This window comes from Corynebacterium sp. 401_CJEI, assembly GCF_001076435.1.
In the GTDB taxonomy this organism is placed as follows: domain Bacteria; phylum Actinomycetota; class Actinomycetes; order Mycobacteriales; family Mycobacteriaceae; genus Corynebacterium; species Corynebacterium jeikeium_D.
On sequence record NZ_JVIP01000044.1, the window covers coordinates 71,652 to 94,920 of the forward strand.

Consider the following 23,269-nt stretch of genomic DNA (forward strand, 5'->3'; position numbering starts at 1 on the left):
CTAGTCACTTTCTCCGCTGTCGTCGAGCGCACCGGCGCCACCGACGATTTCTGTGATTTCCTGGGTAATCTGTGCCTGACGTGCCTGGTTAGCAACACGCGAGAGGTCCTTGACCAGCTCGGTAGCGTTGTCCGTCGCGGACTTCATAGCGTTACGACGGGCAGCGGACTCAGAGGCAGCGGCCTCGAGCATCACTGCGAACAGAGTGCGGGACACGTACTGCGGCAGAAGCTCTGCCAACAGGGTGTCTGCATCAGGCTCGAATTCATAGTCCGGCTTGAGGTCATCTGATCCATCGGACAGCATGTCCTCGCCCTGAGCAATCTCGACATCCTCGTACACAGGCTCAATCGGGAGCATCTGGTGTGCACGCGGAATCTGAGAAAGCATGGACACGAATTCCGTGTAGACAACGTGGACCTGGTCGAAGCCCTGAACGGCCTCGCCGTTGGTGCCACGCAGGCCTTCGCGGTACTTGGCAGTGCCCTCGGCCGTAGCGTTGAAACCATCAATGAGGTGACGACGCACGTCGTGGGTTGCGGCGTAGTCCGGATCCTGGGAGAAGCCCTCCCACGTACCGGCGAGCTCGACACCACGGAAGTCGTAGTAGTCGGTGCCCTTACGGCCAGTCACGTAGAGAACGACCTCATGCCCCTGCTCTTCCAGAGCGGTACGCAGTTCTGCAGCCTTCTTCAGGACGTTGTGGTTGTAGCCGCCACACATGCCGCGGTCACTGGTCACAACCAGGACAGCAACACGCTGGTTACCCTCACGCTTTACGAGCATCGGGTGATCCAACGACGAAGCCGATGCGAGACGTCCGATGACCTTCTCGATTTCGTCGGCGTACGGCTGGGAGTCTGCTACGCGACGCTGCGCCTTAGTAATGCGCGAGGTTGCGATAAGCTCCTGGGCCTTGGTGATCTTCTTGGTCGAGTTCACCGACTTGATTCGGGCTCGAAGTTCACGAAGATTCGCCATGTCCTATTCCCTCCCTTCAATTGCGAAAACGGTCATTGAGTAGCTCAACCTGCCTAGTTCTGGGCAGTCTTGCGGGAGACCGTAATCTGCTGCTTCTTGAGCTCGCCCTCGTCGAGTGCCTCGACCGGAGCCTCGGAAGCCAGCGGTGCGCCCTCAGAAGTCTGGAAGGACTTCTTGAAGTTAGCGGTAGCGGACTTCAGAGCAGCCTTGGACTCGTCAGAGAAGGCGACGCCGCCGTCAATCTGCTCGAAGACTGCAGGCTGAGTGTCCTGCAGGTGCTCAAGCAGCTCGGCCTCGAAGCGACGGACGTCCTCAACCGGGACATCGTCGAATTCGCCCTCACCAGCGAGGTAGATGGAGGTCATCTGGTACTCGACCGGCTGCGGGTGGTTTTCCTTCTGCTTCAGCAGCTCAACCAGACGCTGACCGCGCTCCAGCTGACGCTTGGAGGCATCGTCCAGGTCGGATGCGAACATTGCGAATGCTTCCAGGTCGCGGTAGGACGCGAGGTCCAGACGCAGGTTACCGGAAACCTTCTTCATGCCCTTGGTCTGTGCGGCACCACCAACACGGGAAACCGACACACCGACGTTAATAGCCGGGCGGACACCCTGGTTGAACAGGTCGGACTCGAGGAAGACCTGGCCATCGGTAATGGAAATGACGTTGGTCGGAATGAAGGCCGACACGTCGTTTGCCTTGGTCTCGATGATCGGCAGTGCGGTCAGCGAGCCTGCACCCATGTCGTCGGAGAGCTTCGCAGCACGCTCCAGCAGACGGGAGTGGAGGTAGAAGACGTCACCCGGGTAAGCTTCGCGTCCCGGCGGGCGACGCAGCAGCAGCGAGATGGCACGGTATGCCTCTGCCTGCTTAGTCAGATCATCGTAGATGACCAGGACGTGCTTGCCCTGGTACATCCAGTGCTGACCCAGTGCGGCGCCTGCGAATGGTGCAAGCCACTTGAAGCCTGCGGCATCCGACGCCGGGGCAGCAACGATGGTGGTGTACTCGAGTGCGCCCTGCTCCTCGAGGGTCTGGCGCACACCAGCAATGGTGGAGCCCTTCTGACCGATAGCAACGTAGATGCATCGCACCTGCTTGCTCGGGTCACCGGACTCCCAGTTAGCCTTCTGGTTCAAAATGGTGTCCAGGCAGACCGCGGTCTTACCGGTCTTACGGTCACCAATGATCAGCTGACGCTGACCACGACCAATTGGGGTCATTGCGTCGATGGCCTTAATACCAGTAGCCATCGGCTCTTCAACCGGCTGACGCTGCAGCACGGTCGGTGCCTGCAGCTCGAGGACGCGGTCCTCTTCAGCCTCAATGTCGCCCAGGCCGTCAATCGGCTGGCCCAGGGGGTTAATTACGCGACCGAGGAACTTGTCCCCGACCGGAATCGAAAGGACGTCACCCGTCCGCTTTACCTCGTCACCCTCTTTAAGCGACTCGAAGTTACCCAGCACCACAACGCCGACCTTGTCGGTGTCGAGGTTCTGAGCGACGCCAATAACGCCGCCCGGGAACTCCAGAAGCTCATTCGTCATGACCGACGGCATTCCCGAAACCTGGGCGATACCATCAGCTGCACTGATAACAACGCCAACCTCCTCACGGGAGGCCTCCGGGGAGTAGCTCGAGGTGTAGTTCGCAATCGCGCTACGGATCTCGTCGGAGGAGATCGTCAGCTCCGCCATGTTCTTCCTGCTCTCGGTAATATTCTTCCAGTGATTAATCGTCTAAACCATCCGTCAGCCGAGGCCGACGCGCAGCTTCTCAAGCTTTGTTGAAAGGCTACCGTCGATGACCTCGTCGCCAACCCGGATGACCAGTCCACCGAGAATCGACTTGTCGATCACGGTGTGGATGGACATCGCCTTGCCGTAGACTCGGCCGAGCTTGTCCGCCAGTGCTCGCTCTTGCTCGTCAGAGACGGCCGTGGCACTGGTCACGCGAGCGACGACGTGGTTCCGCAGGCCGGCGGCTAGCCGGGACAGGGAGTCAATGTCGTCCGCGGGGCGCTTGGATGGGCGGCCAACAGCCTGCAGTGCCAGGGTTTCGGTCACGGAAGTGACCTTGCCGTACAGCACAGAGGCGAGGAGCCCACGCTTGGCTTCGGGGGTTGCGGCCTTGTCGGCCAGCAGCTGTTCAAGCTGCGACTGCTCAGCCAGGATGTGTCCCAGTTGGAACAGCTCAGACTCAACAGTCTCAAGCTGTCCCTGGCCTTCGGCAGAGCGAAGGAGGGCTCGACGGCCCAGCTCTACCAAACCCTCACGCATTTCACGCGGGGTGGACCATACCTGCGCGGCAGCATCCACGACGAGGTTAAGAGTCGTCTCAGATACCTTGCCCGCGAACAGGCTCCGGACAAGGCCGGAACGCTGTTCCGCAGTCGCCGAGGTGTCGGCGACAGCGACACGCAGGCCGCGGTCGGAGTCCAGGACCTCGACGATGTCGAAAAGCTCGGAACCAGTCTGAGCAGCCTGAGCAACAGCGACATTGTCGCCACCGATAGCGGCGTCCAGTCGCTGGCTAAGGGCTGCCAGGGATTCGCGGCTTGCTGCGTGCATGTCGCCTACTTTCCGGCCGGGGCCACGGTGTCAAGGTTGGACAAGAAGTTGTCAATCGTCGACGAGTTACGAACGTCGTCGGAAAGCTGCTCGCCCAGAAGGCGCTCAGCGAGATTGATGGAGTTCTGGCCCATTTCCTTGCGCAGCTCTGCGACTACCTGCTCACGCTGGGCAGCGAGCTGCTTCTCACCGGACTCGATGATTCGTGCGCTCTCGTCATTAGCCTTGGTCGTAGCGTCTGCAATGATACGCTGACCCTGTGCACGGGCTTCGTCGCGAATCTTTGCTGCTTCAGTACGGGCCTCTGCGAGCTGACTGTTGTACTTTTCCAGAGCGGCCTTGGCTTCAGCCTGTGCAGCTTCAGCGCGTTCAATGCCGCCCTCAATCCGGTCCTCCCGCTCGGTCAGGACCTCCTGGAACTTCGGAAGAACGAGCTTCCAGAAGAGAACCAGGATAACTACCAGCGGGACAACGGACCAGACGATGTCATAGGTCTTTGGCAGCAGCGGGTTGATGGACTCTCCCATCGGGAGGTCACCCGCAGCTAGCAAAAAGGTGAAATCTGTCATGGTTTACGTGTTCTCCGCCTGAGGTCCGGACTTAAACAAAAACGAAGCCTGCGACCAGGCCGATTAGGGCGAGAGCCTCAGTGAAGGCAATGCCCAGGAACATGGTGGTACGCAGCTGGCCGGCCATCTCAGGCTGGCGTGCCATACCCTCAACGGTCTTGCCGGCGACGATACCGATACCGAGGCCCGGGCCCAGGGTGGACAGACCGTAACCGATGGTCTTCAGGCCAGCGTTGGTGTCGACAGCCTGGACAGCGTCCTGGGCGGAGAGGATGACGTCGTTCATTATGAACCGTTCCCTTTCTTAAAGGATGGCCCCGGATTAAAGATTGTTCTAAGTAGGCCCGGGGCTTTTGTGGGTCAAGTGGGTCTTGCTATTAAATTTGCGAGGCCTTGTTGCCGAAGTTGCGGCCTCATTAGTTATGGGTTAGTGCTCGTCTGCGTGCAGCGACAGTTCGATGTAGACGGCGCTCAGCAGGGCAAAGATGTATGCCTGCAGGAAAATCACCAGCATCTCGAACAGCGTGAATGCTACCGCAGCGACAAGGGTCAACCCGGACAGGGCGGTCCAACCATTCAGCTGCCAGAAGAAGAAGTTCGTGGCACCGAAAAGCAGGACTAGAACCATGTGGCCCGCCAGCATGTTGGCCATCAGACGGATGGTCAGCGTAACTGGGCGGAGAACGAAGTTGGAGAAAATCTCGATCGGCACCACGATGAGGTGGAGTACCGGTGGCAAGTTCGGAATAACGACTGCCGACTTCACAAACTTGAAGAAGCCCATCTTCTTCGAGCCCGCGTAAATGAAGGCAACGTATGCGAACAGGGCCAGAACCAGTGGCATACCGATTCGGGCGTTCGGCGAAATATTGAGGCCAGGAATAATAGCCGCAATATTCATCGAGATAACAAGGAAGAAGATGGTGGCCAGAACCGGAAGGAAACGACGCCCCTCCTTCTTACCCAGAATCTCCTCCGCGATGTGGATGCGGACGAAGTCCAGCATCAACTCCGCAACGTTCTGCAGACCAGTCGGCACGAGCTTCGGACGACGCATTGCGACGACGAAGAACACGGCGACGATCACGGCCATCAAAAGACGAACAATCATCAGGCGGTCCATGGCGTACCAGTCGCCACTACCACCTAAAATGAAGTCGCCAAATTGTTCACCCGGGAAATACTCCTCCTGCAAGTTGGGTGAGTGAAACTCACCCCGCATCTCGGCAAGTGTTGTAACGCTCAGCGTTCTCTCCCGTGATTGGGCCGCTAGAACTATTGTCAAGCGGTGCGAAGGACGTCATTTAACGTGTCGCGCCGCGGATTCCATTCGCTCATCAGCACGGCGCTCACGGGGACCGTACCTGTGGAAATGATAGTTATTTCGCTACAGGCCGTCTTACCCGAAACTCAGGATAACAGTTCTGACTCATTTTCCCCACCCGGTACACCCCCGCGTTTCCGACCCCGAATCCAACAAAGAGGCCGACCCCCTCTGTGGGTTTCGGCCTCTATTTGTGGCATCTTCTGCACAAACTGGACAATATGCTTATTACCTGCGGTTTTAGAAGCATATTGCAGCCTCTCAGCAGGTCAACAAGTTATTAACGAGCTATTCGTCCTTCATTGGTTGCACATAAGTGAGGTTAGATTGCGACATTCCCCACACTTCTGCACCGAGTGTCACCATCAGAGTGAGTACAACAGTGACGAAGAAAGTCATGTTGTCATAAAACTCAAGATTTCTAATAACAACCAGGACACCGATTAGTACGACAATCTTCAACAACCAACCACCCAGTACAACGGCAAGCGTAACGGACGGCGAAGTTCGAGCAGTAAAGAGGATGCCTAGAACGGTAAGCAATACGAAGCTTCCGCTAATGCCCGCTCCAAGGAGTACGCCCCAGACACCGGGCATACCGTTTTTGCCACCCCAGACCAGCAGCGAAAGCACGGTAATCACAGCGAGCGCGATTGCGCCCGAGCGAGCAGCAGCCAGCAGCGGTCGCCGCGAATCATCGTATTTAGACTCGGGCTCCGGAGTTGTTTTTTCAGTCACGGTCGAAGATTGTACCTTCTGCGTCCACGTCGACGTCTTATAACCTGCCGGACCCCACTTCCACTTCTGGGACGCGCTCCCCTTGAACGGTCGTCGGCAAGCGCATTGCGACGACGGAGGGTGAAGACAACCGCGATGATAAGCAGGACCCCGAAGGTGAGAGCGACGAATTCAAAGGGGAAAATGGTGGTGGCAACGGCGGCGTACGCGACGACCGACACCCATAGGTAAAGCACTAGCACCACGCGGCGATGACTGTGTCCCATCGACAGGAGGCGGTGGTGAATATGCATTTTGTCGGGCGAGAAGGGTGACTTGCCCTGACTGACGCGGCGAACAACAGCAAGCAACAAGTCGAGCATTGGCACGCTAATTGCTGCGATGACGACCACAACCGGCGAGATTAGAGCGATGACGTCAGCGGTGCCGTACATGGAGGGCGCGATGCGTCCCGACGCCGACACCGATGCCGCTGCGAGCAGCAAGCCGATCATCATGGCACCGGAATCGCCCATAAAAATGCGTGCGGGCTCGAAGTTGTGCGGCAAGAAGCCCAGGCAAGCGCCGAGGAGGCACGCGGAGATCATCGCGGGTGGATAGGCAGACACGGTTCCGCCTTGGTCGTGAAGCATGACCATCGAATAGACAAGGATTGCAGCTGCGGCAATCATGCCGAGTCCAGCTGCGAGACCATCAATTCCGTCAACAAAATTGAAGGCGTTAATCAATGCCACAGTAAATAGGACAGTCAAGACTGTGGACATGATTGGATCGAGAATGAGAGTGGCGCCGCCACTGAAAGGGATATAGAGCAGATACCAATTGACGCCCATAAATGACATCAAAAGTGCCGCCGCGACCTGCCCCACCAACTTCGTAAGGGCATCTAAGTCAAAGAGGTCATCCCAAATACCGACGATTAGCAAGAGCGACGCGGCCGCCACAACTGCCCTCATATCTGGAGTCATAGGTGGAAAACCACGGTTGAGGGCCGGCATAACCGAGGCAAGGGCGATAGCTGCGACCACCCCAGAGTACATCGCCACGCCTCCGAGCCTGGGCTTCGGAATATCGTGGACATCGCGCGTGCGGGGCGCATCCAACCAGCCCGAGCGAACCAGCACAAAACGCACTACTCCAGTGAGCAAATAACTGACAGCAGCGGAAACTAAAACGAGCATGGCGAGCTCGCGGATGGGCACACCTGCCCCACCCGACTGGGCTGCCAATAAGCTCATGTCCGCCACTAGGTACTACTCACCCACACAATCGCTGCAGATACTAAACAGGAAAAGCCTTAGGTAGACAAGACTACTGCCCCAGCAGTCGCTCGGGCGTAGTACTCAAAACCTCGGCAACCGCCGCTGCTGACACAGCGCCTTCGCGCAGAATCCGCGGCACTGGAGTCGAGATATCGACAATCGTCGATGGGGTGCCAATCGTGGCTTCGCCGCCGTCGACGTAGACAGCCGCTTCCCCACCCAACATCTGCTTGGCACGCACGGCATTGGTGGCCGGTGCCTGGCCGGAGATGTTCGCACTGGACACGGCCATCGGACCGGTGCGGCGCAGAATCTCGATAGCAATTGGGTGCAGCGGCATGCGCAGCATGACCGTACCCGCGGTATCACCAAGGTTCCACGGCAAGCTCGGCGCCTGGTTCACAACCAGCGACAGTCCGCCCGGCCAGAAAGCCTCCACCAGCGTGCGAGCAGCTGGCGAGTATTCGCGGACGAGCCCCTCAATCGTGTTCCAGGAACCCACGAGCACCGGTACCGGCATATCCGGGCCGCGGTGCTTGGCACGCAGCAAGGAGGCAACGGCCTGGTTATCAAAGGCATCGCAGCCAAGACCATAGACGGTATCGGTAGGCATAACGACCAGCCGTCCTGCCTTCACTGCATCTACTGCTGCTGCAATTGCGCGTTCGCGGTTTTCATCTGTGCTGCAGTCCATAATCCTGCTCATCAGATTTGTGCTCCTGCTTCAAAGTTTGCTTTTAAGATCAATTTTTGCGTCCCACCGTAAAACGGTCACGGTCCGCAAAGTCACGGTGGACCTCTACATCAGCGTAATCCCAGGTGTCCTTTAGCAGTGAACTGACATCGTCTCCTGAAGAGTCATCGTGCTCGATGCCGATGACTCCACCCGGCCGCACCAGCGCATCCACTAGGTTCATCATAGGTCGAATGACATCTAGCCCATCGTCGCCACCGAAGACCGCAGAGTGCGGATCAGCTCTCACCTCGGGGGCAACCTCGGTGTCTTCGGGCACATATGGAGGGTTGGACACAACAATGTCGGTCTCGCCTACCCATTCTGCGAGCTCAGCGCCATCATCAATCAGCTGAACATCCGTGACATCGCCAGCAATCAGACGCACACGCCCATCGCCGTACGTCTCGATATTCTTCGCAGCCCACGCTCGTGCCCGCTCAGAGAGCTCCACAGCCACCACGTCCGCTTCGGGTACGGCATCGGCGATCGCCAACGCCAACGCACCGGATCCAGTACACAAGTCAACGATTTTCGGCTTGACGACGCCACTTGCGACCAGTTCACAGGCTCGATCGATTGCCCACTGCGCGAGCAGTTCCGTCTCCGGCCGGGGTACAAAAACACCGGGCCCAACCTGTAGTTCCAGGCTCATCATCGGCGCCGTACCGAGGATGTGCTGCAGTGGCTCACGAGCCACTCTGCGGGCCAGTACCTCGGCCAGATACTTGCGACCGTCCTCATCGGTGTACGGTTCGTCTCCGCGGAAGATGATGTCTGCCGGTCCCGCATTGATAGCAGCTGCAAACAGCGCCCGCGCGTCGGCATCCGGAGAAGCCAGCGCCGCGTCGTCAAGCGTGCGACGCGCATAGCGAAACAGCTCGCCGAGAGTACGGACGGAATCCGGTAACGTCGGCGAGCTATTTTCTGCGGGCGTGGGGCTACTCGGCTTCAAGACGCTCAGCGCGCTCCGCGTCGTGGAGGGCCTTGAGCAGGTCATCCATGTCGCCGCCCAGCACCGAGTCCAGGTTGTGAGCCTTGTAACCGATGCGGTGATCGGAAACGCGGTTCTCCGGGAAGTTGTAAGTGCGGATGCGCTCGGAGCGATCCATGTTGCGCACCTGAGACTTACGCTGGTCAGAGGCAGCCTCGGCGATCTCCTCTTCCTTCATCTGCTGCAGTCGAGCAGCAAGGACCTGCATAGCGCGGGCCTTGTTCTGAATCTGAGAACGTTCCTTCTGACAGGTAACAACGAGACCAGTCGGCAGGTGCGTCAGGCGAACGGCGGAGTCAGTCGTGTTAACACCCTGACCGCCCTTACCGGAGGAACGGTAGACGTCGACACGCAGATCCTTTTCATCAATCTGAATGTCTTCGACCTCGTCGGGCTCCGGGTAGACCAGCACACCAGCGGCGGACGTCTGAATACGGCCCTGAGATTCGGTAACCGGCACGCGCTGCACGCGGTGAACGCCACCTTCAAACTTGAACACGCTCCACGCACCGTCACGGGACGGAGTCTTAGCTCGGATGGACATAGTCATGTCCTTCACGCCGCCGAGATCAGACTCGGACAGCCCGAGAATCTCGGTGGTAAAGCCGTGCTTTTCTGCATAGCGCTGGTACATACGAGCGAGCTCACCTGCGAAGAGCGCTGCCTCCTCACCGCCGGCACCGGACTTGAGCTCCATAACGATGTCATCGCTGTCGTGCGGATCGCGCGGAGCCAGCAGGTCGGCGAGCTTTTCCTCGAGCTCCTCTGCCTCGACAGCGAGACGCTCAGCCTCAGCTGCGAATTCGGAGTCCTCGTATGCCATCTCGCGAGCTGCCTCCAGGTCATCCTGGACCTCAGTCAACTTCTTGTGAGTCTGAATGACCGGCTGCAACTCATTGAAGCGCTTGCCGACCTTACGGGCAGCCTTCGGGTCGTTGTGCAGCTCGGGGTCTGCCAGCTGCGCCTCAAGGCCGTGGTATTCGGAGAGGATGTCGTCAACTGCGGAAACCTGATTAGCCATTGAATATTCCTTCAGATTGTGATGGGTGAAATGCTAGTAGGTGCTGTGGTTTCGGTCGGAGTGGCGCTGTCGCACCGCTGGCACTGTGGCACCACTCCGCGTGGCTAACCCCAGCTAAAGCATGTCGTCCACATCAACGTCGGCGGCCATTGGTGCAGAAGAAGCCACCTGCATCAGGAATTCCTTATTGTTCCGGGTCTTCTTCAGCTGCTTAATCAACAGGTCAATAGCAGCCTGCGACTCCAGCGCGGAGAGGATGCGGCGCAGCTTGTGCATAATGCGAGCCTCCTCCGTGCTGAGCAGCAGCTCATCCTTACGAGTACCCGACGGGTTGACATCCACTGCCGGGAACACGCGGCGCTCGGAGATTTTACGGTCGAGCTTCAGCTCGGCGTTACCGGTGCCCTTGAACTCCTCGAAGATGACGGTATCGCCTGCGGAGCCGGTCTCCACCATCGCGGTGGCGATGATGGTGAGGCTGCCGCCTTCCTCGATGTTTCGGGCAGCACCCAAGAAGCGCTTCGGTGGGTACAGAGCGTTGGAGTCCACACCACCGGAGAGGATTCGTCCCGATGCCGGCGAAGAGTTGTTGTACGCACGGCCAAGGCGGGTAATGGAGTCCAGCAGTACGACGACGTCCTGCCCCTGTTCCACCAGACGCTTTGCACGCTCAATAGCCAACTCGGCCACTGCCGTGTGATCTGACGGCGGGCGGTCGAAGGTAGAAGCAATAACCTCGCCACGGACACTGCGCTGCATGTCGGTGACTTCCTCCGGGCGCTCGTCGACAAGCACGACCATCATGTAGCACTCGGGGTTGTTCGTCGCGATAGCGTTCGCGATGTTCTGCAGGATCGTGGTCTTACCGGCCTTCGGCGGCGAAACGATGAGCGCACGCTGACCCTTACCAATCGGCATAATCAGGTCGATGACGCGAGTGGTGAGGATCTTCTGCTCGGTCTCCAGACGCAGGCGACGGTTCGGGTACAGCGGGGTGAGCTTAGCGAAGTTCGGCCGCTGCTTTGCCTGCTCCGGATCGATGCCGTTTACAGTTTCGACCTTGACCAGCGGGTTGTACTTGCGGCGATTACGGCCGTTGCCATGAGTGACCTGGCCCGAGCCATTCTCACGCGGCATGCGGACCTGACCAGTGACGGCGTCGCCCTTGCGCAGACCGTATTTACGAACCATTTGCGCGGACACCAGCACATCGTTAGAGCCCGGCAGGTATCCGGACGTGCGCACGAATGCGGTCTTGTTATCTAGCACATCGACGATGCCAGCCACCGGCTGGAGAACGTCATCCTCGCGGATCTCGTCCTGACCGCCGTGTCCCCCACCGTTGTTATCGCGTCCGCGACGGTCGCGGCGATTGCGACGGTTGCGGCGGTTACGGTTGCCACGACCGTCATCGTCATGGTTATTGCGGTCGTTATTGCGATTGTTGTTGCGACCGCGGCGGTTGTTGCGGTTGCCGCGGCCTTCATCGTCGTTGTCTCGATCGTGGTTGTTGCGATCGTTGCGGTTATTACGGTCGTTGCGATCACCGCGGTCATTACGATCATTACGATCGTTGCGATTGTCGTTGCGATCACCGCGGTCGTTGCCGTTATCGGAATCGTCGCGGCTATCGTTGCTGCGATCGTCCTGATTCTCCTGCTCGCGCTGACGAGCACGGTTACGACGATTTCGACGCTGCTGAGAACGGGACATCTCCTCGCGACCATCCGCGTTGGCGTCGTCTCGCTTGTCGTTGCCCTTGTCGCTCTTGTCGGCGCTCTTACTGGAACCCTTATCCGCGCTTTCCGACGGCGATTCCTTGGCATCCTTCGCCTTGGAGCCGGTATCCGCAGCCCCAGCCGCAGCCTTCTTCGCGCGAGATTTCCGAGCTGGAGCGGAACCAGCAGCCGGGGCACCATTCTTAATGGCCTCAATCAGCTCATGCTTGCGCATGGCGGAGATGCCGCGAATGCCCTTGCTGGAAGCGATTTCACGCAGTTCTGCCATTCGGAGGGCCGCAAGATTCTCTGGGCCGCCTGCCGTGGCAGTGGTGTCCGTATCGGTCACGGATGTCCTTTCATCGACCTTCCCTGCAGTCACTCTCTACAGGGGGCTATGTCATTGACACTTTTTCGCTCTTACTGCCCGCCACCGCGTGTGCTCCGTCGTCGAACCTTTACCACGTGCGGAAAAGTAGCCGCAGCTGACGGGAAACTATCGAAAAAGCCAGGCAAAAGACCTCGACGTTGAAACTAAACCGAGGCATCTTGCCTACATTATTTCCGCATCTCAAACCCGAGCGTCCGGGCTGAAGATGGTTAGGAAATTTTAGGTCCACAGCACCGCAAGACTATGTAGTCGCACTACTGATTTATGTGTTTTCAATGTCACGTTGCGCCATCGCGTTGTGTGAACAACTGCGAAGGTCAACGGCATGCGGAGTACATGAAGAAGTACGTATCTAGCCGCGTATTGAAAACGACCTATTGCCCAAGGATAGTCACCAAATAGTCAGGTAGCAACACTAGTTCTCACCTGCGTTTCGCTAGGTCGCGGGGCTGTGAGTCGGTACTGTAGAGCTCATGCGCAGTACGATGCCTCATATTCCTCTCAATATCGCTCAGATTGTGGAATACGGTCGCACCATTCACGGTCGGACTCCGGTGACCTCCTGGAACAGTGACGGCCCCGAGACCACCACTTTTGCCGCCATCGCCGCACGCGCTAGTGCGCTGGCACATGCACTTCGCGATGAGCTCGGCATCGACGGGGATCAGCGCATCGCTACCCTGATGTACAACTGCGCCGAACACTTCGAGGTCTTCCTCGGCGTCGCCTCCATGGGCGCGGTATTCCAGCCGCTGAACAAGCAGCTCATGCCGGATCAGATTGTGCACATTATCAATCACGCCGATGACCAGGTCATCATCGCGGACCCGACCGAGATCGAACTGCTCGCCGAGGTTCTTCCGCACTGCCCGCGCGTCCGCGCTGTCATCATTATCGGTATCGGTGATTTGTCGGATGTGGCTGAGCAACTGCCGGCTGGCATCCCGTGGTACTCCTACGAATCACTCATCGACGGACGCCCCAGCCGCTTCGACTGGCCTGAGCTCGACGAAAACTCCGGTGCAGCCATGTGCTATTCGACGGGCACCGAGGGCGCACCTAAAGGTGTCGTCTACAGCCACCGTTCGCTGTACTTGCACAGCCTGAATATGCGCACCACTGACTCCTTTGCCATTTCGCATGGAAACCCGTGGCTTTGCTGTGTGCCCATTTATCACGTCCTGTCCTGGGGCGTGCCGCTGGCCTCCTTCATGTGCGGGGCGTCGCTAATCTTCCCCGGCGCGGACCTGTCCGCACCACGTCTGGCAGAAATCATCGAAACCTCAATGCCGCGCGTAGCTCAGGGCGTGCCGACGCTGTGGATTAACCTCATGGCGCACTACCTCAGCAATCCTCCGAAGCGCATGAGCCTGCAGGAGATTTTCTCGGGCGGTTCCCCTGTCCCGCCTGCACTGATTCGGCTCTGGGAAGAGCGCTACGGTGTCGACGTCATCCACTTCTGGGGCATGACCGAGACTTCGCCTATCGGTACCGTGGCACGACCTCCGTACGGCGCCTCCGGTGAGGCCCGCGAACGCTACCGTGTCAGCCAAGGACGTTTCCCGGACATCATGCAGTTCCGCATTGTTGATGACAACGACCGCGTGCTCGACCTGCATGACCGCAACCAGGGTGAGCTGCAGGTGCGCGGCAACACGGTCACCGGAGGCTACTACAGCTCTCCGGAGGCTCAAGATGGAGGCACCGCGCACTTCTTCCGCGGTGCGGAGGTCGACGAGGCTAGCGAACAGTTCACCGAGGACGGGTGGCTCCGCACTGGCGATGTCGGCTCGATTACTCACGACGGCTACCTGACTATTCATGACCGTGCTCGCGATGTCATTCGTTCCGGTGGTGAGTGGATCTACTCCGCTCAGCTGGAAAACTTCGTAATGGAAAGCCCACAGGTACTCGAGTGCGCGATTATCGGCATGCCAGATAAAAAGTGGGGTGAGCGCCCACTGGCCATTACGGTGCTGATGCCGGAAGTTGAACAGAGCAAGGAGACCGCTGAAATGCTCCGCGATGAACTGCGGCCAAAGCTGCCAAAGTGGATGCTGCCGGAGTACTGGGCCTTCGTGGACTCAATCGATAAGACCTCAGTGGGCAAGTTCGACAAGAAAGACCTGCGCTCGCACTTGAGCGCAGGTCAGTACAGCATCGTGAAACTGAAGGGGCCGGGCGAAAAGTAGGTAGCAGGCTAAGCCACTGGCCCGGCACCTGGCCGCAGCTGCGGCTTAGCCGTCGACCACGACCTTAACCGGCTCACCGATTCCCAGCTCCATGACCTTGATGCCAGCCTCGCGGGCATCGTCCAAGATCTTCTCATCTACTGCAGTAGTTCCCAGAACCATACAGGTCGGACCAGCACCCGAGAGGAATGCCGCGTAGCCACGGTTGCGCAGGCGGTTGACCCACTCTGCGGTCACCGGCAGCACGTCGGAGCGGTACGGCTGGTGCAGGCGATCTCGCGTTCCCTCCCACAGCAGTTCCGGGTGGGACTGCAGCGCTGCGGTCATAACCGCAGTACGGGAGACATTGAAACGAGCGTCGACATGCGAAACATCGCTCGGCAGCACCTGACGGACTGCATTCGTGGAGGCGTGGAATGCCGGTACGAGTGCGGTCGCCTGAATGGACTCATGCACCGGAATGCTCACTGCTCGGTACTGAGGTGCGGTGCGACCATCGACAGGCTTGTCAGTCCAGCTGACCACTGCCCCGCCGAGAACGGATGCGCCAGCGTTATCCGGGTGGCCTTCGAATACCGAGGATTCTTGGATTACCTGGTCATCGGTAAGCGGGAAGCCCGCCAGACCGTTAGCGGCAGCGACACCAGCAACGGCGGCGGCTGCGGAAGAGCCTAGACCGCGCGACTGCGGAATGGTGTTGTGGCAAATAACCTTCAGCCCCGGTGCCTCGACTCCTGCGGCGCGAAGGCCCGCGCGAATCGCGCGCAAAACCAGATTAGATTCGTTGCGCGGCAGGTCGACTTCGCCCTCGCCGTGAATTTCAACGACGACACCGGACTCGATGACCTCGACCTCGACGATGTCGTAGAGCGCAACTGCCAACCCCAGGGTGTCGAAGCCCGGGCCCAAGTTCGCTGACGAACCTGCAACCGTGACGGTGACCTTCTGACCCGGGAAAAGCTCCTGTGCCATTTAGATATCCATTCCTTCGATACGAATGACGTTGTTGACGGCCAAAACCGCGTCGTTGGCGCGCAATTCATCGACCGTTGCTTCCAAATCCTTCTCCAGTGCCTTGTGGGTCACGATGACCAGGCGAGCGCCGTTGGCGCCCTCTTCCTGGCGGACGGTGCGCAGGGAGATGTTGTGATCAGAGAAGGTACGAGCGACATCGGCAAGCACTCCGACGCGATCGTCGACGTGCAGGTCGATGTGGTAGCGGGTGCGAACGTCACCGAAGTCGAGAATCGGCAGGTTAGCGTAGGTGGAATCTCCCGGTGCGCGACCACCGTGGACAATGTTGCGAGCAGCTGCAACGAGGTCACCGAGCACTGCGGAGGCGGTCGGATTACCACCAGCGCCGTTGCCGTAGAACATCAGGCGACCAGCGGCCTCGGCCTCAATGAAGACAGCGTTGAAAGACTCACGCACAGTTGCCAGCGGGTGACGACGTGGAATCAGCGCTGGGTACACGCGGGCGGAAATGGACTCCTTGCCATTTTCGTCCGTAACCCGCTCACAGGTAGCCAGCAGCTTAATGGTGCAGTCTGCGCTCTTGGCGGCTGCGATGTCGTCAGCGGTGATCTCGGTAATACCCTCGCAGTGAACATCATCAGCAGTCACGCGGGTGTGGAATGCCAGGCTGGCCAGAATAGCTGCCTTGGAAGCGGCATCGTGGCCCTCGACGTCTGCAGTCGGGTCGGCCTCGGCGTAACCCAGGCGGGTGGCCTCTGCCAGCATCTCGTCGTAGTCCGCACCAGTGGAGTCCATCGCATCAAGGATGAAGTTGGTAGTGCCGTTGACAATACCCATGACCTTATTGACAGTGTCACCGGCCAGCGAACGGCGCAGCGGCCCGACGACCGGGATAGCTGCAGCCACAGCTGCCTCGAAGAAAAGGTCGACACCCGAGGAATCGGCAGCCTCAGAGAGCTCCTCGCCGTGAGCGGCGACGAGTGCCTTGTTGGCGGTCACGACCGACTTGCCGGCACGCAGTGCCTCCAGCACAACGCGACGTGGGTAATCAATGCCGCCGATGACCTCGACTACCAGGTCAACGTCATCGCGCTGAACCAGCGAAAAAGCATCGTCGGTAAGAAGATCCTGATCCACATTCGGACGCGGCTTGGTCTTGTCGCTCACAGCAATACCAACGACCTCGACCGGTCCGCCGATGCGGCGCTCGAAGTCCTCAGCCTTCTCGTTGAGCAGGCGGTAAACCTCAGTACCGACTGTGCCAAGACCTAAAATAGCGACACCAACTTTGTGGCCCTCGCCCTTTCCAGGATTATTCGTTGCGGCAGTCATCGTGGCGTTTCACACTCCAGGCTTAGTAAGTCTTGTACGGTTTCTCGTCTTAATATTTGGGTCACTTGACCATCGCATACCGACACTACTGGTGGTCGCGTCAGCATGTTGTAGCGGCTGGCCATTGCGTAACAGTATGCCCCAGTAGCAGCGAGCGCGAACAGATCACCCTCGACAATGTCGTTCGGGTAGTTCGCATCGTTAATCAGAATGTCTCCCGATTCACAGTGCTTTCCGACGACGCGGGTGGGAATCCTGGAACCGGACACCTCGCGATTAACAACGCGACCATCATAGTTCGAGCCGTAAAGCGCCGGACGAATATTGTCGCTCATGCCGCCATCGACCGATACGTAACGACGGGTCATGCCGTCATCGATGGTCACATCCTTCAAAGTGCCCACTTCGTACACCGTGACCATGGACGGGCCAACGATGGCACGACCTGGTTCAACAGCCACTGTCGGAGTCGCAATGCCGATACGCTGCGCAAGCTTGTCTACGGCAGTGAGGATCTCGTCGGCAAGCGGAGCAACGTCGAGGGGCTGCTCGCCTGCGGTGTAGGCGATTCCGAAACCGCCACCGAGGTCGAGGGTGTTGAAGTGTTCCGAGATTTCAGTGCCGTGGCGTTCGACCAGCTTTTCCACCAGTGAGAACACGCGCTCGGCGGCGAGAATGAAACCGTCGGAATCGACAATCTGGGAGCCGATGTGGCAGTGCAGACCAACCAGGCGCAGATTGTCGTCCTCTTCTACGAGGTTGGCAGCTTCCAGCGCCGAACCGGACGCGAGGGAAAAGCCGAACTTCTGATCTTCATGCGCAGTAGCAATGAACTCGTGGGTGTGCGCTTCCACACCGGGCTTCACGCGAACGAGCACGTCCTGCACCACGCCTGCTTCAGCCGCCACCTGGGACAGGCGACGCAGCTCCGAACGGGAGTCAAGCACAATCTTGCCCACGCCAGCGGAGATAGCATCACGCAGCTCAGCGGTGGACTTGTTGTTGCCGTGGAAGGTCATGTCCTTGGCTGGGAAACCCGCCGCCAGAGCGATAGCCATCTCGTTGCCCGAGGCGACATCGAGATGCAGCCCCTCCTCCATTACCCAGCGGGCAATGGTCTTCGACAGGAAAGCCTTGGATGCGTAGTGGACATTCTCCGCGCCGCGGAAGGCCTTGGCCATCGAGCGGCAGCGAGAGCGGAAGTCCTGCTCATCGACGACAAAAACCGGAGTGCCAAACTCCTTGGCAATGTCGACCAGGCTCACGCCACCAATTTCCACCGAGCCGGGATTCTCTTCGTCAGCGCCCCGACGACGGGCGGTAGTTGGCCAGACATGCGCTGGTAGTTCATTAAATTGGGTGGAGTCGGGTCGGGTGTAGCCACCCAGTTCGAAACCATTGCCGTCGATAGGCACGAAACAGCTCTCTTTCTCCGTTACCCGGGCGGAGCAACGGGGTGTAGTTTTACGGGCGCGTTCGACTACATGCGCTCAGGTGCAGTAACACCGAGCAGCTGCAGAGCATTGGCCAGCGTCTGGCGGGTAGCCTCAGCCAGGCCGAGACGAGCACGGTGTAGCTCGGATACCTCTTCGTCTGCCTTTGGCAGGATCTGGCAGGTGTCGTAGAAGCGGTGGAAGACACCGGCAAGCTGCTCAGCGTAACGGGCAATGCGGTGTGGTTCCCGCAGGTCAGCAGCAGACTTGATGATGGCCGGGAACTCACCGATAGTGCGGATGAGCTCACCTTCGCGGTCCTCTACCAGCAGGGAGAAGTCAGCGCCTTCGCTGGTCACACCGGCCTCTTCGGCACGGCGACCGATTGAGCACAGACGAGCGTGACCGTACTGGACGTAGTAGACCGGGTTGTCGCTGGACTGCGAAGCCCACAGCCCCAGGTCAATATCCAGGCTGGAGTCCACGGAGGAACGGATTAGCGAGTAGCGAGCAGCATCGACGCCGATTGCCTCAACCAGGTCGTCCAAGGTGACCACTGTGCCCGCACGCTTGGACATCCGGACAGCCTTGCCGTCGCGAAGCAAGTTGACCATCTGACCGATGAGCACCTCGACGCCATCGGCGTTGTAGCCGAGCGCTGCAGCGGCGGCACGCAGACGTGCGATGTAGCCGTGGTGATCGGCACCCAGCATGTAAATGCACAGGTTGTGGCCGCGGTCGAACTTGTTCTTAACGTAGGCGATGTCACCTGCGATGTAGGCTGCGTCGCCGTCGGACTTGATGACCACGCGGTCCTTGTCGTCACCGTAATCGGTGGACTTCAGCCACCATGCGCCGTCAGCTTCGTAGAGCTTGCCGTTTTCCTTCAGGGAATTGACAGCTGCTTCCACCTGACCGGACTCGAACAGCGAGTTTTCGTGGAAGTAAACGTCGAAATCGGTGCCGAACTCGTGCAGAGACTTCTTGATGTGCTCGAACATCATGTCCACGCCGATGGCGCGGAAGTGCTCCTGGACCTCTTCCTCAGAGCCCTCGAGTGCCTGCGGGATCTTCTCCAGCACAGCAGCGGCGATGTCCCGGATGTACTCTCCGCCGTAGCCATCTTCCGGAGTCGGCTCGTTGCGAGCGGCGGCAACCAAGGAGTCGGAGAAGCGGTCAATCTGGCGACCGTGGTCATTGAAGTAGTACTCGCGGGTGACCTTGGCACCGGTGGCGGACAGGACACGACCGAGAGCGTCACCGACTGCTGCCCAGCGAGTACCGCCCAGGTGGATCGGCCCGGTCGGATTTGCGGAGACGAACTCCAGGTTCACGTCGAGGTTGGAGTTGAAGTCGGCATGACCCCACTTCTCCCCCGCTGCCAGGACGTCCTCGACGATCTTGCCCTGGGCATCGGAGGCCAGGCGGATGTTAATAAAGCCCGGGCCTGCGATGGTTGCTTCATCGATGCCCTCAGAAGCGCCGAGCGCTGTGGCAATTTCAGTTGCCAAGTCACGCGGCACCATGCCGACGCGCTTGCCCAGCTGCATGGCGATATTGGTTGCGTAGTCGCCGTGCTCAGGGTTACGCGGACGCTCGACGGTCGGGTTTTCCGGCACGATAGAGACATCGGCATCGTGGGCAGTCAAAACCTCGACGGTGACTTTTCGGACTAGTACAGCAAGATCAGCAGGATTCACGATTGCCTATCCTATTAGGTCAATCGCGGTCGTGGAAACATCAGCCACCAAAAGATTGATTTGAGGGGTATCTGCAGGCCACCGCCTCCGGCTGTCCTACACCGCTTTCACGATCCAGCCGAATTCAGGTTGAGAACAGATTTAATCCGGGTCTAGGCGTAGCATTCAGGTAGGAAATTATTGCCTTACCCCTCAACCCATTTTGGAGCGACCGTGAAAGTAGCACTTTTCGCGACCTGCATCGGGGACATGATGTTTCCAGATGCAGTGAGTGCGACCGCCAGAGTTCTCACGCGCCTAGGATGCGATGTGGTCTTTCCACCACAACAAACCTGCTGCGGCCAAATGCACGTCAACACCGGGTACCAGAAGGAAGTCCTTCCTCAGCTGGACACCTACGCTGATGCTTTTGCAGATTCCTCGATTGATTACGTTGTCGCCCCGTCCGGTTCCTGCGCCGGCGCCGTTCGCCACCAGCATCCGATGATTGCGGGCCGCTACGGTACCCGTGCCCAAGTCCACGCGGCACAGGCCTGCGCGAACAAGACGCTGGATCTCTCCGAGTTCATCACCGATGTCGCTGGTGTGACTGACGTCGGTGCTTACTTCCCCCACTCAGTGACCTACCACTCCACCTGCCACAGCTTGCGGGTGCTCAAGGTGGGTGACCGTCCGTGGCGACTGCTCAGCGCAGTCGATGGAATCGATCTGCGCGAGCTGCCCGGCGCGGCGGAGTGCTGCGGTTTCGGCGGCACCTTCGCGGTGAAAAATGCGGAGACTTCCGCTGCAATGGTTGCCGACAAGACAGCCAATATCCGCACTACGGAAGCGGAGTTCGTCACCGCTGGCGATGCTTCCTGCTTGCTCAATATCGGTGGCGCGCTGCGTCGCCAGGACTCTGGCGTGCACGCCATCCATATGGCCGAGATTCTGGCCTCCACCAAGGAGACCCCGTTTGATGTGCACAACCGCCAAGAAGCTTCCCTGCGAGGTGAACAGTAATGGTCGCAATTAACGTCGGCATGCCAGCCCTTCCTCCCCGCGCGCCGCACAACGTCGGGCATCTGCGCGGTACGCGCGGGTTCACGGCCGCAGCGCACGAGGAGCTCAAGAACACTCGCATGCGCGAAAATGTCGGTCATGCCACGCGTTCGATTCGTCAGAAGCGCGCGCATGTCGTAGCCGAGAAGAATGACTGGGAGCAGCTGCGGCTCGCGGGCAGCCACATCAAGCGCGATGTTATGGCGCGTCTGCCGGAGCTGTTGGAGCAGTTCGAAGAGTCGGTTACGAACGCCGGTGGTCACGTCCACTGGGCGCGCGATGCCGCCGAGGCAAACCGCATCATCACGGACTTGGTGAAAGAGACCGGCGAAGAAAAGGTCGTCAAGATTAAGTCGATGGCCACACAGGAAATCGGCTTGAACGAAGCGCTTGCCGACGCCGGCATCACCGCCCGCGAAACCGACTTGGCGGAACTCATCGTTCAGCTTGCCGACGACATGCCGAGCCACATCCTGGTTCCTGCTATCCACCGCAATCGCGAAGACATCCGCGAGATCTTCCTCAATGGAATCCCCGGAGTCGCCCCGGACCTGAAAGCCAATCCGGCCGATCTCGCCGAGGCATCCCGCAAGTTCCTGCGCGAGCAGTTTATGGAGGCCAAGGTTGCGATTTCCGGCGCCAACTTCGGTGTGGCCGAAACCGGCACGGTAGCCGTCGTCGAGTCAGAGGGCAACGGCCGTATGTGCCTCACACTGCCGGAAACACTGATTTCGGTGATGGGTATTGAGAAGCTGCTTCCCACCTTCCAGGATCTGGAAGTCTTCTTGCAGCTACTGCCACGGTCGTCGACAGGCGAGCGTATGAATCCCTACACCTCTCTGTGGACGGGAACGACCGACGGCGACGGCCCGAAGAATTTCCACATTGTTTTGCTGGACAATGGGCGCTCGGCCACTCTTGCAGATCCGATTGGGCGTGAAGCGCTGAAGTGCATTCGCTGCTCGGCATGCCTGAATATCTGCCCTGTTTATGAGCACGTGGGCGGTCACGCTTACGGTTCGGTCTACCCGGGCCCGATTGGTGCGATTTTGTCCCCGCAGCTCACTGGGATGGATTCCTACGATGATCCGAATGCTTCGCTGCCCTATGCGTCCTCGCTGTGCGGGGCTTGCTTTGAGGTCTGCCCGGTGCGAATTGACATCCCTGCGGCACTGCTGGAGCTGCGTCACCGTAAGGTCACGGAGCACCGCCCGCCGGTGGAGGGCAAGCTGTTTGCCACGCTCGGGTTCATCATGGGCAATCAGAAGCTCTGGAACATGAGCGCAAAGATGGCCTCCCTCGCCCGCGTACTCGGTTTGAAGGACGGCGAGATTCACGCCCTGCCGCTCTTCCTCAGCGGGTGGTCGGATGTGCGAGATACGCCGGTTCCGCCGAAGAAGCCGTTCCGCTCACTGTGGGGTTCGAAGGATTTCTCGGCGCAGCTGACCCGCGAATCGACCAATCAGGTTCCGACGAAGATTAATGGGCTGTCGAGTTCTGATCAATCTGACTCGTCCGACACATCCGGCAAGCCTGACGCGACCAACAAGGAGGCCTAGCGATGTCCCACTCCTCAGCATCCGCAAACATTGCCAAGAGCGAAATCCTCGAGCGTATCCGCAATGCTCAGAAAATCGCCTTCGAAGGCCGTGACTTGGCCTCTGACGTGGGCATCATCCCTGGCGAGCCCGGCGCGCATTTCGACATCCCCCGCGACTACGAGCGCTCCTCCGACCTGACGGCCAAAGAGATCATTTCGCTTGCCGACGAGCGCATCGCCGATTACAAAGCCGACGTGCGCCGCTGTGGCAGCTCGGCAACCGACATCAATGAGGCTGTGAAGAAGGCAATTGCGGATGTTGGGGCCTCGCTGATTGGTATCCCCGAGGGCTTGGACCGCGACTGGGTTGCGGGGCTTGGCTCTGGCGAGACTGCTGAAGGGGCGACCGAAATCCGCGTCGATACCGGTTTCAACGCCCGCGAACTGGACGAACTCGATGCCATTGTCACCAGCTCTGCGGTTACCTGCGCGGAGACCGGCACCATTTTCCTGGACGGCTCCGCTACCTCCGGGCGCCGAGCCCTGACCTTGGTGCCGGATAAGCATATTTGTGTCGTCCCAGCAGAAACGATTGTCTCTGGCATTCCGGAGGCCATTTCCCGCCTGCGAGAGGTTGACCCCACGGCTCCAATCACTATGATTTCCGGGCCTTCTGCGACCTCGGATATCGAGCTTTCCCGCGTCGAAGGTGTCCACGGCCCGCGCACCTTGATTGTGATTATTGCTGGGTAGGG

20 protein-coding genes are annotated in these 23,269 nt (G+C 59.1%); 4 read left to right on the plus strand and 16 right to left on the minus strand.

Annotated elements, in window-relative coordinates; genetic code table 11:
* The 12 genes from ADM64_RS10395 to rho form a co-directional block, all read right to left on the minus strand.
* Positions 1–981 carry a F0F1 ATP synthase subunit gamma gene (locus ADM64_RS10395; protein ID WP_005509705.1) on the minus strand — a complete coding sequence of 327 codons (981 nt, stop codon included), beginning with the start codon at positions 979–981 and terminating at the stop codon, positions 1–3.
* Between the two features lie 53 nt (positions 982–1,034).
* Positions 1,035–2,678 (minus strand): F0F1 ATP synthase subunit alpha, encoded by a 1,644-nt coding sequence (atpA, locus tag ADM64_RS10400; RefSeq protein WP_005509387.1) that lies wholly within the window; start codon positions 2,676–2,678, stop codon positions 1,035–1,037.
* Between the two features lie 54 nt (positions 2,679–2,732).
* On the minus strand, positions 2,733–3,551 hold the full coding sequence (locus ADM64_RS10405) for a F0F1 ATP synthase subunit delta (RefSeq protein ID WP_048735245.1): 819 nt from the start codon (positions 3,549–3,551) through the stop codon (positions 2,733–2,735).
* A gap of 5 nt (positions 3,552–3,556) precedes the next feature.
* Positions 3,557–4,120 carry a F0F1 ATP synthase subunit B gene (locus ADM64_RS10410; RefSeq protein ID WP_005509352.1) on the minus strand — a complete coding sequence of 188 codons (564 nt, stop codon included), beginning with the start codon at positions 4,118–4,120 and terminating at the stop codon, positions 3,557–3,559.
* Between the two features lie 31 nt (positions 4,121–4,151).
* Positions 4,152–4,406 (minus strand): ATP synthase F0 subunit C, encoded by a 255-nt coding sequence (locus ADM64_RS10415; protein ID WP_005509463.1) that lies wholly within the window; start codon positions 4,404–4,406, stop codon positions 4,152–4,154.
* A gap of 141 nt (positions 4,407–4,547) precedes the next feature.
* Complete coding sequence (atpB, locus tag ADM64_RS10420) at positions 4,548–5,342, minus strand: F0F1 ATP synthase subunit A (protein ID WP_016422455.1); 795 nt, start codon at positions 5,340–5,342, stop codon at positions 4,548–4,550.
* 390 nt (positions 5,343–5,732) lie between these two features.
* A complete protein-coding gene (locus tag ADM64_RS10425; protein ID WP_005509564.1) occupies positions 5,733–6,182 on the minus strand; it encodes a hypothetical protein in 450 nt (149 codons plus the stop codon).
* Complete coding sequence (locus ADM64_RS10430; protein ID WP_241486365.1) at positions 6,179–7,411, minus strand: glycosyltransferase family 4 protein; 1,233 nt, start codon at positions 7,409–7,411, stop codon at positions 6,179–6,181. Before ADM64_RS10430 ends, ADM64_RS10425 begins: the two co-directional genes overlap by 4 nt.
* A gap of 82 nt (positions 7,412–7,493) precedes the next feature.
* Positions 7,494–8,150: an L-threonylcarbamoyladenylate synthase gene (locus tag ADM64_RS10435; protein ID WP_005509411.1), complete on the minus strand. Its 657-nt coding sequence runs from the start codon at positions 8,148–8,150 to the stop codon at positions 7,494–7,496.
* 37 nt (positions 8,151–8,187) lie between these two features.
* On the minus strand, positions 8,188–9,132 hold the full coding sequence (prmC, locus tag ADM64_RS10440; RefSeq protein ID WP_049194098.1) for a peptide chain release factor N(5)-glutamine methyltransferase: 945 nt from the start codon (positions 9,130–9,132) through the stop codon (positions 8,188–8,190).
* Positions 9,119–10,192 carry a peptide chain release factor 1 gene (gene prfA / locus ADM64_RS10445; RefSeq protein ID WP_016422451.1) on the minus strand — a complete coding sequence of 358 codons (1,074 nt, stop codon included), beginning with the start codon at positions 10,190–10,192 and terminating at the stop codon, positions 9,119–9,121. The genes prmC and prfA overlap by 14 nt, the downstream gene beginning before the upstream one ends.
* A 114-nt stretch (positions 10,193–10,306) precedes the next feature.
* Complete coding sequence (rho, locus tag ADM64_RS10450) at positions 10,307–12,259, minus strand: transcription termination factor Rho (protein WP_049172046.1); 1,953 nt, start codon at positions 12,257–12,259, stop codon at positions 10,307–10,309.
* A 515-nt stretch (positions 12,260–12,774) separates the two neighbouring features.
* Between rho and ADM64_RS10455 the strand changes: the two genes are divergently transcribed.
* Positions 12,775–14,493 carry a long-chain fatty-acid--CoA ligase gene (locus tag ADM64_RS10455; protein WP_049194099.1) on the plus strand — a complete coding sequence of 573 codons (1,719 nt, stop codon included), beginning with the start codon at positions 12,775–12,777 and terminating at the stop codon, positions 14,491–14,493.
* A gap of 45 nt (positions 14,494–14,538) precedes the next feature.
* On the opposite strand, the gene thrB is transcribed toward ADM64_RS10455, so the two are convergent.
* From thrB to argS, 4 genes are all read right to left on the minus strand, one after another.
* A complete protein-coding gene (gene thrB, locus ADM64_RS10460; RefSeq protein WP_049190091.1) occupies positions 14,539–15,465 on the minus strand; it encodes a homoserine kinase in 927 nt (308 codons plus the stop codon).
* A complete protein-coding gene (locus tag ADM64_RS10465; protein WP_016422448.1) occupies positions 15,466–16,800 on the minus strand; it encodes a homoserine dehydrogenase in 1,335 nt (444 codons plus the stop codon).
* Complete coding sequence (gene lysA, locus ADM64_RS10470) at positions 16,797–18,215, minus strand: diaminopimelate decarboxylase (RefSeq protein WP_049194100.1); 1,419 nt, start codon at positions 18,213–18,215, stop codon at positions 16,797–16,799. The genes ADM64_RS10465 and lysA overlap by 4 nt, the downstream gene beginning before the upstream one ends.
* A 65-nt stretch (positions 18,216–18,280) precedes the next feature.
* The gene (gene argS / locus ADM64_RS10475) at positions 18,281–19,933 is read right to left on the minus strand and encodes an arginine--tRNA ligase (protein ID WP_049194104.1); all 1,653 of its coding nucleotides are present in this window, start codon (positions 19,931–19,933) and stop codon (positions 18,281–18,283) included.
* Between the two features lie 213 nt (positions 19,934–20,146).
* Between argS and ADM64_RS10480 the strand changes: the two genes are divergently transcribed.
* From ADM64_RS10480 to ADM64_RS10490, 3 genes are read left to right on the plus strand one after another with little or no spacing between them, the layout of a single operon-like run.
* On the plus strand, positions 20,147–20,935 hold the full coding sequence (locus ADM64_RS10480; RefSeq protein ID WP_049194105.1) for a (Fe-S)-binding protein: 789 nt from the start codon (positions 20,147–20,149) through the stop codon (positions 20,933–20,935).
* The gene (locus ADM64_RS10485; protein WP_049194108.1) at positions 20,935–22,533 is read left to right on the plus strand and encodes a LutB/LldF family L-lactate oxidation iron-sulfur protein; all 1,599 of its coding nucleotides are present in this window, start codon (positions 20,935–20,937) and stop codon (positions 22,531–22,533) included. Before ADM64_RS10480 ends, ADM64_RS10485 begins: the two co-directional genes overlap by 1 nt.
* 2 nt (positions 22,534–22,535) lie before the next feature.
* Positions 22,536–23,267, plus strand: a complete 732-nt coding sequence (locus ADM64_RS10490) for a LutC/YkgG family protein (protein WP_080985639.1) — start codon at positions 22,536–22,538, stop codon at positions 23,265–23,267.
* The last annotated feature ends 2 nt before the right edge of the window (positions 23,268–23,269 follow it).

Coding starts and splice junctions, on each gene's coding strand:
- ADM64_RS10395 (WP_005509705.1), bottom strand. CDS start 981: ATGGCGAATCTTCGTGAACTTCGAGCCCGAATCAAGTCGGTGAACTCG.
- atpA (WP_005509387.1), bottom strand. CDS start 2,678: ATGGCGGAGCTGACGATCTCCTCCGACGAGATCCGTAGCGCGATTGCG.
- ADM64_RS10405 (WP_048735245.1), bottom strand. CDS start 3,551: ATGCACGCAGCAAGCCGCGAATCCCTGGCAGCCCTTAGCCAGCGACTG.
- ADM64_RS10410 (WP_005509352.1), bottom strand. CDS start 4,120: ATGACAGATTTCACCTTTTTGCTAGCTGCGGGTGACCTCCCGATGGGA.
- ADM64_RS10415 (WP_005509463.1), bottom strand. CDS start 4,406: ATGAACGACGTCATCCTCTCCGCCCAGGACGCTGTCCAGGCTGTCGAC.
- atpB (WP_016422455.1), bottom strand. CDS start 5,342: ATGCGGGGTGAGTTTCACTCACCCAACTTGCAGGAGGAGTATTTCCCG.
- ADM64_RS10435 (WP_005509411.1), bottom strand. CDS start 8,150: ATGAGCAGGATTATGGACTGCAGCACAGATGAAAACCGCGAACGCGCA.
- prfA (WP_016422451.1), bottom strand. CDS start 10,192: ATGGCTAATCAGGTTTCCGCAGTTGACGACATCCTCTCCGAATACCAC.
- ADM64_RS10455 (WP_049194099.1), top strand. CDS start 12,775: ATGCGCAGTACGATGCCTCATATTCCTCTCAATATCGCTCAGATTGTG.
- thrB (WP_049190091.1), bottom strand. CDS start 15,465: ATGGCACAGGAGCTTTTCCCGGGTCAGAAGGTCACCGTCACGGTTGCA.
- ADM64_RS10465 (WP_016422448.1), bottom strand. CDS start 16,800: ATGACTGCCGCAACGAATAATCCTGGAAAGGGCGAGGGCCACAAAGTT.
- ADM64_RS10485 (WP_049194108.1), top strand. CDS start 20,935: ATGGTCGCAATTAACGTCGGCATGCCAGCCCTTCCTCCCCGCGCGCCG.
- ADM64_RS10490 (WP_080985639.1), top strand. CDS start 22,536: ATGTCCCACTCCTCAGCATCCGCAAACATTGCCAAGAGCGAAATCCTC.